Origin of the sequence: Halorubrum sp. ASP1, from assembly GCF_005435135.1 — an archaeon.
Classification (GTDB): domain Archaea; phylum Halobacteriota; class Halobacteria; order Halobacteriales; family Haloferacaceae; genus Halorubrum; species Halorubrum tropicale.
In genome coordinates this window covers 104,004-116,258 of the sequence record NZ_SGUA01000004.1, presented here as the reverse complement: position 1 = coordinate 116,258, position 12,255 = coordinate 104,004, and the positions used below count along the sequence as shown (strand labels likewise).

Below are 12,255 nucleotides of genomic sequence, written 5' to 3'. Positions count from 1 at the left end.
AGATTTAATACGACCGTTGGCAGACGGTCCAGACGGCAGATGGCCCTCTCAGACGCGATCTCGGTTCCCTCCGCAGACAGCGGCGTCGTTCGCGCGGTGCTGTTGACGCCGTTCCGGCCGCGAACCTACGCCGCCGCCGCGTACCTGGCCCTCGCGTTCCCGCTCGGTATCGCCTACTTCGTCGGCACGGTGGTCGGGATCTCGCTCGGGCTCGGCCTCTCCGTCCTCGTGGTCGGCGTGCCGATACTCGCCGCGACGCTCGCCGGCGTGGTGGTGGTGTCGATCGGCGAGCGTGCGCTCGCGGAGGCCCTCCTCGGCGCCGACATCACCCCGCCGTCGTGGAAGGTCCGCGAGGCGTCGGGCGTGACCGACGGCGCCGTGGCGGTCGTGACCGACCTGGCGGTGTGGGGCGCCGTCGCGTTCGTCCTCTCGAAGCTGGTCGTCGGCGTCGCCGGCTTCACGCTCCTCACGGTCCTCCTCAGCGTCGGCGGGTCGCTGCTGGCGACGCCGCTGTACTACGACGCCCCGGGCGCGTCGGTCGGGCTCATTCTCCCGGAGCCGATCCGGCGGGAGCTGTCGCTCGTCGTCCCGTGGGAGCAGTTCGAGGTCGGCGTCTCGTTCATCGTGCGGCTCACGTCGTGGGAAGTCTCGACGCTGCCGGGCGCGCTGGCGATGTCACTCCTGGGCGTCCTGGCGCTCCTCGTCGGGCTCAACGTGCTCTACGCCGCCGGTTGGCTCTGTGCCCGGTGGGCCGAGCTCACCCTGGGGCAGGGCGCGCCGTCGATCGGAACGGACTGAGTCCGGGACCGGCGTCCGGGACGGTCGGCACGAAACTTATACTTATACTTTGGGTGGCGTTGCCGGATCAGCAGCGCTCGATTCTTTATATGTCGACGGGGCGGCAAGCCGTAAGCGCACCATGAGCGACCACAGTTGGTCTCCGCGCTCGCCAGGCGAGGCGCTCGCGCGCTTCGTCGGTGTGCCCTTCGACGGACAGACGTATCGCAACCTCGCGTACCTCCTGTTGGCGTTCCCGCTCGGGATCGCCTACTTCACGGTCGTCACCACCGGCCTCTCGACCGGCATCGGCCTGCTCGTCACGTTCGCGGGCGTTCCGGTCGTCCTCCTGACGCTGCTCGTGACGCTCGGGATCGGCTCGTTCGAGCGCCGGCTCGCGGAGTGGCTCCTCGACGTCGACGTCGCGGCCGCGCCCGCCGACGTCGACCTCGAGTTCGGGTCGGTCGAGGAGGCGCTCGGGACGACGAAGCGGATCCTCACGGCCCCGACAACCTGGACCGGCCTCGTGCTCGTCGGCCTCAAGTTCGTCTACGGCGTCGTGGCGTTCACCGCGCTCGTCACCGCGGTCGCGCTCTCGGCCACGCTGATCAGCATGCCCGTCTTCTACGACGCCCCCGGGGTGACGTACACGCTCGGCCCCTACGTGGTCGACACGCTGCGCGAGGCGGCCGCGGGCGCCGGCCTCGGCGTCCTCCTCGCGCTGGTGTCGCTCCACGTGCTCAACGGGGTCGCCAGGTTCGGCGGGTTCCTCACCGACGCGCTGCTCGGCGGCGCAGCGCGGACCGCGGAGGACGCCGATGCCTGACGGGTCGCCCGACGGCGCGTCGGCCACGCGCCGGGGCCTGCTCGGCGCCGTCGGCGTCGGCCTCGGAACCGCCCTGGCCGGCTGCGCCGGCGTCGTCGATGTCGATCGACGGACGGAGACGGAGCGACGGACCGTCGACCCCGCGGCGGTCTCGACGCTGGCCGTGACCGACGTCGCCGGCGACGTCTCGTTCAGCGCCGAGCCCCGCGACGACATCGAGGTCGTCGCCCGCAAGCGCGCCGTCGGCGGCGTCTCGCTCGACGAGTTCGAGGTGACAGCCCGGGTGACCGGTGACCGACTTGAGGTGACCACCGACGAACCGCGCATCGTCGGGCTCGGCGGCGGGGGCGTCGACGTCGAGGTCACCGCGCCGCCGGACGTCGACGTCGATAGGCTCCGGTCCGCCGACGGCGACGTCCACGCGGCGTCCGTTCCCGACGGTGCGGCGCTGGTCGCGGTCGACGGCGACGTGTCGGTGACGGACGCCCGGGGCGCCGTGCGCCTCGAGTCCCGTGACGGCGACGTCCGCGTCGACGGTGCCGCCGGGGCCGTCACGGCGACGACCACGGACGGCGCGGTCCGCGTCCGTGACCCCGAGCGCGTCGAGACGCTCCGGACCCGCGACGGCGACGTCGTCGCCGACGTCCCCGCGGTCGCGGCGGACGCGACGGTCGAATCGTCGGACGGCGACCTGCTGCTCCGGCTCGGTGACGACCTCGAGGCGGCGCTCACCGCTCGCACGTACGACGGTGACTTCGCACTCTCGGGAGGCGGCCCCGGGTTCCGCGTCCGCGAGCGCACCGAGACCCGACTGCGAGCGTCCGTCAACGGCGGCGACGGCGCGCTGACGGCGCGGACCAACGACGGCGACATCACGATCCGAGCGTAAGCGCCCCGGACCGTCCCCGCTGACGCCGCGTTTCCGCCCGGACCCGCCTCGCTTTTCGGCCCGCCTCGCTTTTCGGCCCGCCTCGCTTTTCGGCCCTCCTCGCTCAACCCGGACCGCTGAAACCACGCCCGTCACCGCCCCCAGGGGCCTCCGCGCCTCGTCCTCCCGTCGAGCGCCCACCGGCGCGAAACGAGGCGTCGATCGGCACAGGTTCGGAGACGGACCAGTCGAGTGCGCCGCCCCCGACCGGTCGGTATCGATCGTGGGCCACTACGAGCCGGTGGCGCCGGTGCGCTGGCCCCACGAGGCCCGCCTACAGCCGGTCGAGCGCCTCGTCGAGGTCGAACTGCTCCGTCGTCTCCTCGAACGACTCCCCGTCGCCGCGCGCCTCGGTCTCGTCGTCGGTCTCGCCTTCCGCGGGCGCGGGGCGGACGCTGACGAGGGCGTCGTCGACCGCGTCCGTCGTCACCGTCGCCGCGAACCGCTCGCGCTCGCTCGCGGGGCCCTCGAACGGTTCGATCCGATCGACGCCGTCGACAGCGCACTCGACCGCGAGGCAGACCGCCGCGCGGAGGCGGTCGACGGTTCCCCACCCCGCCGGCGGGACCCGCGGGAGGTCTCGCTCGCGGAGGCGCCACGTCTCGATCACCAGTTCCGCCTCGCGGGTCGACATCTCTGATCCCACTTCCGGCGCCGCGAGCAAGTCGCTTTCGCCGCGTGCGGAGCCGCGAGTCCGCCCGCCCGCCGCCTCGGTCATCCTCGCGAAACCGAAGCGCTGAACCGTCGGCTCTGAGGACACTCGTTCATGAAGGACAAACGAGTCCTCGTCACGGGCGGCGCGGGATTCATCGGCTCGAACCTCGCGAACTGCCTCGCCGCCGACAACGACGTGATCGCGGTCGACGACACCTATCTCGGCACGCCCGAGAACCTCGACGACGACGTCGAGTTCGTCGAGGCCTCCGTCGTCGACGGCGAGTTCCCGGTCGACGTCGACGCCGTCTTCCACCTCGCCGCGCTCTCCTCGCGGAACATGCACGAGAGCGACCCTCAGCGCGGCTGCCGCGTTAACGTCGAGGGGTTCGTCAACACGGTCGAACGCGCTCGAAAGGAGGGCTGTGACACCGTCGTCTACGCCTCGACCTCCTCGATCTACGGGAGCCGCACCGAGCCCTCGCCGGTCGACATGGACGTGGAGGCGCGCACCGCCTACGAGGCCTCGAAGCTCGCGCGCGAGCGCTACGCCGAGTACTACGCCAACCACCACGACATGGCGATGGCCGGCCTCCGGTTCTTCTCGGTGTACCAGGGCTTCGGCGGCAACGAGGAGCACAAAGGCGAGTACGCGAACACGGTCGCGCAGTTCGCCGACGCGATCGCCTCGGGCGAGCCACCCGAGCTGTTCGGCGACGGCACCCAGACCCGCGACTTCACGCACGTCTCGGACGTGGCCCGCGCGTGCGAGCTGGCGGCCGACAACGAGCTCACCGGCGTGTACAACGTCGGCACGCAGGAGGCGTACTCGTTCAACGAGATGGTCGCGATGATCAACGACGCGCTCGGCACCGACGTCGACCCCGAGTACATCGAGTGTCCGTTCGACGGCTACGTCCACGACACGATGGCGGACTACTCGCAGTTCCACGAAGCGACCGGCTGGGAGCCCGAAATTAGCTTCGAGGAGGGCGTCGAACTCGTCTGCAAACCGTACCAGTAGTTTCGAACGGGGACGAAGACGGCGGCGGTCAGGACGAGTCGACCGCGCTGCCGGCAGCGACGAGGAAGCCGATGATGGCGGTGATCAGCCCCACCATCCCGATGGCGACGGCGCCGATCTGGAACGCGTCACCGGACAGTCGCTGCGCTGTGAGGAACAGGAAGACGGTCGTGACGAAGCCGACGAGCGCCAGGATCCGCCCGAATCGGGCGGTGTCGATCCCGGGTTCGCTAGACACGGTTTAGGATCTCCTTGAGGACGCCCTGGTACTCGTCGTCTGTCGCGGCGTTGCCGAGCGAGTGGATCGACTGCGAGATCCACAGCCCCGCCGTGAAGTTGATGAACGCCGCCATCGAGACGGTACCGACCTGTCCCTCGACGAACAGCCCCGTGTACACCGCCCCGATGAACCCCAACACCATCAGGCTGTGCGTGACGAGCGAGCGGGTACCGAAGTCGGCGAGCTGTAGTGACAACCGAGTGCCAACGGCCATATCACTGTTTACGGCCCCGGCGTTAAAGAGGTAGCGCGTGTCGGGGTCTCGTGACGCCACGATCGCCGGAGGTCGCCACGCGGTACCGCACCAGTTTACCGACGCGGCCCCCTAGCCCCTCTCGAATGACTGACGCCGAGCCGACGCACGACGTCGTTGTGTGGGGCGCGACCGGGGTCGCCGGGCGGTTCACGGCCGAGTACCTCGCCGAGCGGTACGGTCCCGACGAGCTCTCGCTGGCCGTCGGCGGCCGGGACCGAGCGAGGCTCGACGCGGTCGCCGACGACCTCGCCCGTCGCAGCGACGCGCGGGACGACGTGGCCGTCGTCGTGGGCGACGCCACCGACCCCGAGAGCCTGCGCGCGGTCGCCCGAGACGCGGAGGTGGTGTGTACGACGGTCGGCCCGTACACCCGGCTGGGGACGCCGTTGGTCGAGGCCTGCGTCGAGACCGGCACGGACTACTGCGACCTCACCGGCGAGGTGAACTGGGTGCGCGAGACCGTGGACCGCTTCCACGAGGCGGCGGTCGACGCCGACGCCAGGATCGTCCACAGCTGCGGGTTCGACTCGGTCCCGGTGGACCTGGGTACCCTGCTCGCGCAGTCGTGCGCGCGAGAGGCGCACGGCGCGCCCTGCGAGACGGTCCGGATCTACCTCGACGGCGGCAGCGGGAGCGTCAGCGGCGGCACGCTCGCGAGCGCGGGCGAGCTGTTCGAGGCGGCCGCGACCGACCCGCTCGCGCGGGAGACGCTCCGGAACCCCTACTCGCTCGCGCCGCGCGGCGAGCGGAGCGGCGTCGACCCGGGCGCACAGCGGTGGCCACGGCGGGACGCGCTTCGCGGCGAGTGGACGGCGCCGTCGCCGATGGCCGCGGTGAACGAGCGGGTGGTGCGCCGGAGCAACGCGCTCCTCGGGTACCCGTGGGGGCGCGAGTTCCGGTGTTCGGAGGTGGTCCCGACCGGCGAAGGGGTGCGGGGCGCGGCGACCGCGGGCGCCGTCGCCGGCGGGCTCGGCCTGCTCACGGCCGCGATGTCGGTCGGGCCGCTGCGCTCAGCGCTCCGGCGGCACGTCTTCCCAGACCCGGGCGAGGGGCCAACGCGGGAGGAGGCCGAGGCGGGCCACTTCCGGATCCGCGTCCTCGGACGCGGGACGGCGTCGGACGGTCCCTTCACTGTGGAGGCCGAGTTCGGCGCCGACCGCGACCCGGGGTACGGCGCCACAGCGCGGATGCTCGGCGAGTCGGCCGTCTGTCTGGCGCGCGGCGACGTCGACTCGCCCTTCGACGGCGGCGTGTTGACCCCGGCGTCGGGGATCGGTCGCCCGCTCGCGGACCGGCTGCGCGAGGGCGAGTTCACGGTCTCGGTCGACCCGGCCGGACCGACCGTCGGCGAGTGAGCCGCTCAGGCCGACCGCGAGTCCCGCTTCTTGTAGTCGGTGGAGTCGGCGCCGCGGAGCTCTTCGAGTAAGTGGTGGCCGCGCGAGCGCCCTCGCCCACGGAGGTCGCGATCCGCCGGCGGCCGCCGGTGACGTCGCTCGCGGCGTACACCCGGTCGACCGGCGTCGACTGGTCGAGGTCGGTGACGAGGTCCTCGCCCTCGACGGGCACGCCGAGCGTCCCCGCGAGGTCGGTGCAGATGACCGCGGCGGGGTTGTCGCGGTGGCAGTAGGCGTAACACTACGCAGGTGTGTTGTGTATTTCGGACACGTGACGGCCCGTGAGACGAGGGCTCGCGGTCGGCTACTCCTCGTCGAGCGACAGCGCGTCCGTCGGGCACTCCTCGACGCAGGCGGCACACTGGAGGCAGTCGGCGTGGTCCACGACGCCGTCGACCTCGCGGGTCGACCCCTCGAGACCGCCCGGCGAGAACACGTTCCCGTGGTCCGTGACCTCCCCGTCGGCGTACTGCCCCGGACGGATCTCCTGTCGGCAGACCGTCCCGCAGCGGCCGCAGTTCACGCAGGCGTCCGCGTCGACCTCGACGCGCGGTGCCGGATCGCGACCGAGCCCCTCCGCGACGCGGTGGACGGCGTGGGAGAGCGTCCCGGCCGGGCAGATCTGACACCAGGCCCGCTGGTGGTACACGACGCCGAGAACCACCGCGACGAGCGTGCTGACGCCGAGCATCGTGAGGAAGGGCACGCCGAGCGACCCGCCCTGCCGCCACGCGGCGTACAGTCCCGTCCCCAAGAGTCCGGCCGCGGTCAGGCCCACGGCCGCGCGGGTCAGCGGATGCTTGAACCAGTCCGGCGTCCGCTTTCCACGGCTGAACAGGCGGACGTAGCCGTCGAGCAGGCCGCCGCGCGGACAGAGGTGATTACAGTAGAACCGGCCGCGAACGGCGCCGACTCCGACCGCCGCGGCGGCGCAGCCGACGACGCCGACCCCTGCGACGAGCGGGTACCAGAGCGCCGCCGCCAGCAGCCCGACGAAGGCGACGCCGAGGTAGCGCTGCGCGCGTCGCCGTCGTTCGATCGAGCCGTCGTCGACCGGCCGGCGACGGATCGCGTCCAGCCCCCGCTTGTCGAACCACGGGTCCCCGTCGCGTACCCGACGGAACGCCTCGACGAGTCGCTTCGTCCGGTCGCCGGTCGCCGCCGACCGCGCTCGATCCACGAATTCGCTCGCTCGGGTTCGCAGGCTCATCTTCGACGCGGACGATCCTGTCCGGCGCGTCGAACTTAGTAATTTGGAAAGCACACAATACTACACAATCAATCTCCCGTACCGCCCGTTCGTCGCGACTCCGGCCCGTCGCGAGGCTCGGCGGTCACCTCGTCCGAGGTGGGATCGAGCCCGGCCGGCGGACCGGCTGGTGGCGTTCGGCGAGGCGCCGGAAGTTCCCGAATATCTGCTTGCTCGTCCGCGCCGCCTCGACGGACTCGTCGGTGATCCCCTCCAGCACGGAACGCTTCCGCTCGTCCGGGAGGTCTTTCCCCTCAGTCACCCAGACCGCGGTCTCGCGGTCGTACTCCGGGTGGAACTGTACTCCGTAGGTGTTCCCGAGGCGGAAGGCCTGAACGCCGAAGCCGTTGCGTGCGAGCGTCGCCGCGCCCGGGGGAAGCTCGGCGACGCGGTCGGAGTGCGTCTCGAAGCTGGTGAACCGCTCCGGGAGTCCCTCGAACAGCGGGTCCTCGCCGAGCCGCACGACCCGCTCGTATCCGAGCTCGTACTCCCCCATGTCGGCGACGCGGCCGCCCAGCGCCTGCGCGAGGAACTGGTGGCCCCAACAGATGCCGAGCGTCGGGACGTCCGCCAGGTGGACCCGACGGATCCACTCCGTCAGCTCGTGGATCCAGTCGCGATCGTCATACGCCGAGGTCTGCGACCCGCTGATGACGACGCCGTCGAACCGCCAGCCGGACGCCGACACCGAGGGCGGGAACTCCCCTTCGCTCGGCTTGTAGACGGCGACGTCCGCGTCGAGCTCTCGTCGGAGGTTCGACTCCGCAGGGGTGTCGCCGACCGACGCGTCGATCACTGCGAAGGTTGCGCTCATGCGTCTACCGAGGCGCGCTGCGGCCAAATCACTTTGCAGGTAATGTGCTATACACACACTACCGATATCCGCCTGACGAGAGCCGGCAGCGCCCGTTCGGTGCCGAACCGAGGCAGCGAGGCGTCCACCCGGTCAGACGATCTCCGAGATCGCTTCGCGGAGGGACAGCCCTTCGCCGACGACGTCGCGTCGGTAATGCATGTAGACCGCGCCGAGCGGCGGCTGGATGACGTACGCCAGCGCGATCGGTAGCACCGCCCCGGATGGCACCGCGTCCGCGGCGACGACGATCGCCAGCGCGATCGACAGGTTTCGCATGCTGGTCGCGTACACGAGCGCGACGCCGCGCCGCGGGTCGAGCAGCGTCCGTCCGACGGCCGCGGCGACGCCGAGGACCGCCGCGTAAAACACCACCAGCGGGACGACCGTCACTACTGACGCGGCCGGATCCGCGAGGATCTGACCGGACCGCATCGTCATCGCGACGAACACGATCAGCATCACGCCCAACGACGACAGTCCGCCGAACAACGGCTTCAGGCGCTTGAAAACCGCCTTTGAATACCGCCGAAGCAACAGCCACCGAGTGGCCGTCCCGGCGGCCATCGGGACGACCACCACCTGCGCGAGCTGTCGGTACAGCGCCGAGGGGTCGAACCCGACGTCAGCGGGCACGAGCACCGACAGGTACGCCGGGAGGATCACGATCGCCGCCAACAGGTTGACCGCCATCGCGACCAGGGCCGCCTCGAGGTCGCCGTCGGCGAGGCCCGTCCACGCGGCGGTCATTCCCGAGGTCGGTATGAGCGCGATGAAGTACAGTCCGACGGCGTACTCGACGCCGCCGCCGAAGAAGCCCCGCGAGAGGGCGACCGCGAACAGCGGCGCCGCGCCGAAGTTGATCAGCAGGCTTAATCCCACGGGACCGGCGTGGTCGCGGACGTTGAGCACCTCCCGGAGATCGATGTTGATCATCATCGGGTAGATCATCAGGAACAGGATCGGGACGACCGCTGCTCGGAGGACCGACGTCGTCTCCGAGCCCGCGACCTGGCCGACGGCCAGCCCGGCGACCAGCGAGGCGACGACGACGTAGATGAGGTTCTCCTTGAGTCCGGTGAGGAACGGGCGTATCATCTGCTGGACGTGGACGAGTTGTGATGCGCGCGCTTGCCGTGCCGATGCGTTCTCTTCCGTGGGGCGGGCGTTCGATCTGTCATCTCTCGACTGTCCGATCGGCCGGCCGTCGACGTCGCCGACCGGCTTCGGGACGCTATACGCGATATCGTGCGACGCAACCAAAAATGTATGGTCTATACAATCGTGTGACTCACCGTGAGGCCCTCGGTCGCGGTTCCGGCCGCACACTTCGCCGACGAGGGGCACTGAGACTTATTCATGACGTGTTCGCGACGCCGATATCCGAGATTACGGACGGCGAGAGCAGTGCCTAGTGTACACAATCACGCGTCGGTGACCGCTCGGCGGAACCGTATACGGTCAGTCCGGCTTCAGGATGGGATCGACCCCGAAGTCGCGGCCGAGGAAGGAGTCGTGCGTCGGTCTCCCGCGCGTCGCCCGCTCGCCCTACATGTAACCGAGGTCGCGCAGGCGCTCCATCAGGTCCTCCTTGTCCTGGGCGCGGCCGGCGCGCTCGGTCGTGTCCTCGAGGTTCTGGAGCCACGCGGGCTCCTCGGTCGTCTTCTCGGTCGAGACCTCGCTGCCCAGCGAGCGGAACCCGGCGAAGTACTTCGGCGAGATCGGGATGTCCTCCTGGGTGACGCCCTCGGGGAGGTCGTCGTCGGCCTGCGGGATGTACCCCTCGTCGGGGAACGCCTCGACCGTGTCCGGCACGACGAAGTTCCAGAAGGCGTCCCACACGTCGGCCTCGGCGAACTGGAGGATGGGCTGGATGCGGTCGTGCGGCGGGAAGAGATCAGGATCGTGCCGCGGCGAGAAGAACGTCTCGTCGGCGCGGGCCTCTTGTTCGTCCCAGCGGACGCCGGAGATGACGCCGTCGATGTCGTGCTCCTCTAAGGCGTCGTTGAGCGCGACCGTCTTCAGGAGGTGGTTGCCGACGTAGGTGTCGAGCAGGAAGGGGAACGAGTCCTCCTCGAACTCCAGAATCTCCCGGATGTGGTGCTGGTTGTGCTCCGAGAGGGCGTCGACGGGGATGTCGTCGCCCGGCTCCAACCCGTGCTCGTCGACGTAGGCGCCCACGTCCTCGTTGCGGGCGTACACGAGGTCGATATCCCACTGGTCGGCCCAGTGTTCGACGAAGTCGGTGATGTCGTCGAAGTGCTGGAAGTGGTCGATGAACACCGCGGTCGGCTTCTCGTAGCCGTACTCCTCGGCGACCTGGTTGATGAAGTACAGCGTCAGCGTGGAGTCCTTCCCGCCCGTCCACATCACCGCGGGGTTGTCGTACTGTTCGAGCCCGCGGCGAGTGACCTCGACCGCCTTCTCGATTTTGTGCTGGATCGACGGGTAGTCGCCCGGGCTCTCGCCCTCGCCGTCGGTGTAGTCGACGTCGACGCTCGCCGGGAAGTCGTCGCTCATACGCCGTAGCAGTCGCCGCCGAGACCAATATGCTTTCTGAATCGGGGTCGCCCGCGAGTCGGTCCCGCGGTCGGCGGCCGCCGCCGCGGTCCCGCGGAACACAAGGGATATGCCGGCCGCCCCGGAACCGTCGCCCATGGGTCTGTTCGACCGGCTCCGCGGCGACGACGACGAGCGCGTCGTCTTCCTCGGGATCGACGGCGTACCGCTTGACCTCGTCGAGGACCACCCCGACGTCTTCGAGAACCTGACCGACATCGCCGAGACCGGTTCCGGGGGGCGCTTGGAGAGCATCGTCCCGCCGGAGTCGAGCGCGTGCTGGCCGAGCCTCACGACCGGGAAGAACCCCGGCGCGACGGGGGTCTACGGCTTTCAGGACCGCGAGGTCGACTCCTACGAGACGTACGTCCCGCTCGGGCGCCACGTGAAGGCGACCCGGCTGTGGGACCGCGTGACCGACGCCGGCCGCGACGCGACCGTGTTCAACGTCCCGGTCACGTTCCCGCCCTCCGACCGGATCCAGCGGATGGCCTCCGGGTTCCTCTCGCCGGACCTGGAGTCGGCCGCGAGCGACGACGAGGTGCGCGAGACGCTCGACGGGTTCGACTACCGGATCGACGTGAACGCCAAGCTCGGCCACGACGACGACAAGACCGAGTTCATCGAGAACGCGCACGCCACGCTGGACGCCCGCTACGACGCCTTCTCCCACTACCTCGACCGAGACGACTGGGACCTCTTCTTCGGCGTGTTCATGAGCACGGACCGCGTGAACCACTTCCTGTTCGGCGACTACGCCACCGACGGCGAGTACAAAGAGGAGTTCCTGGCGTTCTACCGCGAGCTCGACGGCTACATCGGCGAGATCCGCGACTCGCTCGACGACGACACCACCCTGATCGTCGCCTCCGACCACGGGTTCACCCGACTGGAGTGGGAGGTGAACTGTAACCAGTTCCTCGCCGACGAGGGGTGGCTCTCGTACGCCGCCGACGACCACGACGCGCTCACCGACATCGACGACGAGACGCGAGCGTACTCGCTCATCCCCGGGCGCTTCTACCTCAACCTGGAGGGCCGCGAGCCCAACGGCGTCGTCCCCGAGTCCGAGTACGAGGCGACCCGCGAGGAGCTCATCGACGACCTCGAATCGCTCACCGGCCCCGACGGCCGACAGGTGTGCCGCCGGATCGTGAAAGGCGAGACCGTCTTCGACGGCGACCACGACGGTATCGCGCCCGACCTCGTCGTCATCCCCGCGGACGGGTTCGACCTCAAGTCCGGCTTCTCCGGCAAGGAGGCCGTCTTCACCGAAGGCCCGCGCAACGGGATGCACAAGTTCGAGAACTCGCTGCTGTACTCGACCGACCCCGACCTCGACCTGTTCGACGCGAACCTCTTCGACGTGACGCCGACCGTCCTCGACCTGCTGGACGTCGAGGCCGACGACGAGTTCGACGGCGAGAGCCTGCTGAGCTGACGGCGCTCGCTGCC

13 protein-coding genes are annotated in these 12,255 nt (G+C 69.9%); 6 read left to right on the top strand and 7 right to left on the bottom strand.

From position 1 onward, the window contains the following. Positions 1-39 precede the first annotated feature (39 nt). The 3 genes from EXE48_RS07470 to EXE48_RS07460 all read left to right on the top strand — a co-directional run bounded on the left by EXE48_RS07470 (position 40) and on the right by EXE48_RS07460 (position 2,492). A complete protein-coding gene (locus EXE48_RS07470) occupies positions 40-798 on the top strand; it encodes a sensor domain-containing protein (RefSeq protein ID WP_137711110.1) in 759 nt (252 codons plus the stop codon). A 121-nt stretch (positions 799-919) separates the two neighbouring features. Further along, positions 920-1,603 (top strand): sensor domain-containing protein, encoded by a 684-nt coding sequence (locus EXE48_RS07465; RefSeq protein WP_241991966.1) that lies wholly within the window; start codon positions 920-922, stop codon positions 1,601-1,603. Then, positions 1,596-2,492 (top strand): DUF4097 family beta strand repeat-containing protein, encoded by an 897-nt coding sequence (locus EXE48_RS07460; protein WP_137711109.1) that lies wholly within the window; start codon positions 1,596-1,598, stop codon positions 2,490-2,492. Before EXE48_RS07465 ends, EXE48_RS07460 begins: the two co-directional genes overlap by 8 nt. Before the next feature lie 313 nt (positions 2,493-2,805). Here EXE48_RS07460 and EXE48_RS07455 read toward each other — a convergent pair whose 3' ends face one another. Next, a complete protein-coding gene (locus EXE48_RS07455; protein WP_137704245.1) occupies positions 2,806-3,165 on the bottom strand; it encodes a hypothetical protein in 360 nt (119 codons plus the stop codon). A gap of 132 nt (positions 3,166-3,297) precedes the next feature. Between EXE48_RS07455 and EXE48_RS07450 the strand changes: the two genes are divergently transcribed. Beyond that, positions 3,298-4,209, top strand: a complete 912-nt coding sequence (locus tag EXE48_RS07450; protein ID WP_137711108.1) for an NAD-dependent epimerase/dehydratase family protein — start codon at positions 3,298-3,300, stop codon at positions 4,207-4,209. A 28-nt stretch (positions 4,210-4,237) separates the two neighbouring features. Here EXE48_RS07450 and EXE48_RS07445 read toward each other — a convergent pair whose 3' ends face one another. Beyond that, positions 4,238-4,447, bottom strand: coding sequence for a hypothetical protein (locus tag EXE48_RS07445; RefSeq protein WP_137711107.1), 210 nt, complete (start codon positions 4,445-4,447; stop codon positions 4,238-4,240). Continuing rightward, positions 4,440-4,703 carry a hypothetical protein gene (locus EXE48_RS07440; protein WP_053772030.1) on the bottom strand — a complete coding sequence of 88 codons (264 nt, stop codon included), beginning with the start codon at positions 4,701-4,703 and terminating at the stop codon, positions 4,440-4,442. Before EXE48_RS07440 ends, EXE48_RS07445 begins: the two co-directional genes overlap by 8 nt. A gap of 125 nt (positions 4,704-4,828) precedes the next feature. On the opposite strand from EXE48_RS07440, the gene EXE48_RS07435 reads away from it, so the two are divergent. Next, positions 4,829-6,100: a saccharopine dehydrogenase family protein gene (locus EXE48_RS07435; protein ID WP_137711106.1), complete on the top strand. Its 1,272-nt coding sequence runs from the start codon at positions 4,829-4,831 to the stop codon at positions 6,098-6,100. Between the two features lie 343 nt (positions 6,101-6,443). Here the strand turns inward: EXE48_RS07435 and EXE48_RS07425 are convergent, their stop codons facing one another. From EXE48_RS07425 to EXE48_RS07410, 4 genes are all read right to left on the bottom strand, one after another. Further along, the gene (locus EXE48_RS07425; RefSeq protein ID WP_137711105.1) at positions 6,444-7,349 is read right to left on the bottom strand and encodes a 4Fe-4S binding protein; all 906 of its coding nucleotides are present in this window, start codon (positions 7,347-7,349) and stop codon (positions 6,444-6,446) included. Positions 7,350-7,473: 124 nt separating this feature from the next. Beyond that, positions 7,474-8,202, bottom strand: a complete 729-nt coding sequence (locus tag EXE48_RS07420; protein WP_137711104.1) for a type 1 glutamine amidotransferase — start codon at positions 8,200-8,202, stop codon at positions 7,474-7,476. 132 nt (positions 8,203-8,334) lie between these two features. Continuing rightward, positions 8,335-9,339, bottom strand: coding sequence for an arsenic resistance protein (locus EXE48_RS07415; protein ID WP_053772026.1), 1,005 nt, complete (start codon positions 9,337-9,339; stop codon positions 8,335-8,337). A 450-nt stretch (positions 9,340-9,789) separates the two neighbouring features. Beyond that, on the bottom strand, positions 9,790-10,761 hold the full coding sequence (locus EXE48_RS07410; protein ID WP_121598874.1) for a phosphoadenosine phosphosulfate reductase family protein: 972 nt from the start codon (positions 10,759-10,761) through the stop codon (positions 9,790-9,792). 136 nt (positions 10,762-10,897) lie between these two features. Between EXE48_RS07410 and EXE48_RS07405 the strand changes: the two genes are divergently transcribed. After that, positions 10,898-12,241: an alkaline phosphatase family protein gene (locus tag EXE48_RS07405; RefSeq protein ID WP_137711103.1), complete on the top strand. Its 1,344-nt coding sequence runs from the start codon at positions 10,898-10,900 to the stop codon at positions 12,239-12,241. Positions 12,242-12,255 lie beyond the last annotated feature (14 nt).

What these genes read in the sequence shown, in the direction of transcription:
- EXE48_RS07450 (WP_137711108.1), top strand. Translation starts at nt 3,298, where the DNA reads ATGAAGGACAAACGAGTCCTCGTCACGGGCGGCGCGGGATTCATCGGC.
- EXE48_RS07455 (WP_137704245.1), bottom strand. Translation starts at nt 3,165, where the DNA reads ATGTCGACCCGCGAGGCGGAACTGGTGATCGAGACGTGGCGCCTCCGC.
- EXE48_RS07435 (WP_137711106.1), top strand. Translation starts at nt 4,829, where the DNA reads ATGACTGACGCCGAGCCGACGCACGACGTCGTTGTGTGGGGCGCGACC.
- EXE48_RS07415 (WP_053772026.1), bottom strand. Translation starts at nt 9,339, where the DNA reads ATGATACGCCCGTTCCTCACCGGACTCAAGGAGAACCTCATCTACGTC.
- EXE48_RS07465 (WP_241991966.1), top strand. Translation starts at nt 920, where the DNA reads ATGAGCGACCACAGTTGGTCTCCGCGCTCGCCAGGCGAGGCGCTCGCG.
- EXE48_RS07470 (WP_137711110.1), top strand. Translation starts at nt 40, where the DNA reads ATGGCCCTCTCAGACGCGATCTCGGTTCCCTCCGCAGACAGCGGCGTC.
- EXE48_RS07460 (WP_137711109.1), top strand. Translation starts at nt 1,596, where the DNA reads ATGCCTGACGGGTCGCCCGACGGCGCGTCGGCCACGCGCCGGGGCCTG.
- EXE48_RS07425 (WP_137711105.1), bottom strand. Translation starts at nt 7,349, where the DNA reads ATGAGCCTGCGAACCCGAGCGAGCGAATTCGTGGATCGAGCGCGGTCG.
- EXE48_RS07440 (WP_053772030.1), bottom strand. Translation starts at nt 4,703, where the DNA reads ATGGCCGTTGGCACTCGGTTGTCACTACAGCTCGCCGACTTCGGTACC.
- EXE48_RS07410 (WP_121598874.1), bottom strand. Translation starts at nt 10,761, where the DNA reads ATGAGCGACGACTTCCCGGCGAGCGTCGACGTCGACTACACCGACGGC.
- EXE48_RS07420 (WP_137711104.1), bottom strand. Translation starts at nt 8,202, where the DNA reads ATGAGCGCAACCTTCGCAGTGATCGACGCGTCGGTCGGCGACACCCCT.
- EXE48_RS07405 (WP_137711103.1), top strand. Translation starts at nt 10,898, where the DNA reads ATGGGTCTGTTCGACCGGCTCCGCGGCGACGACGACGAGCGCGTCGTC.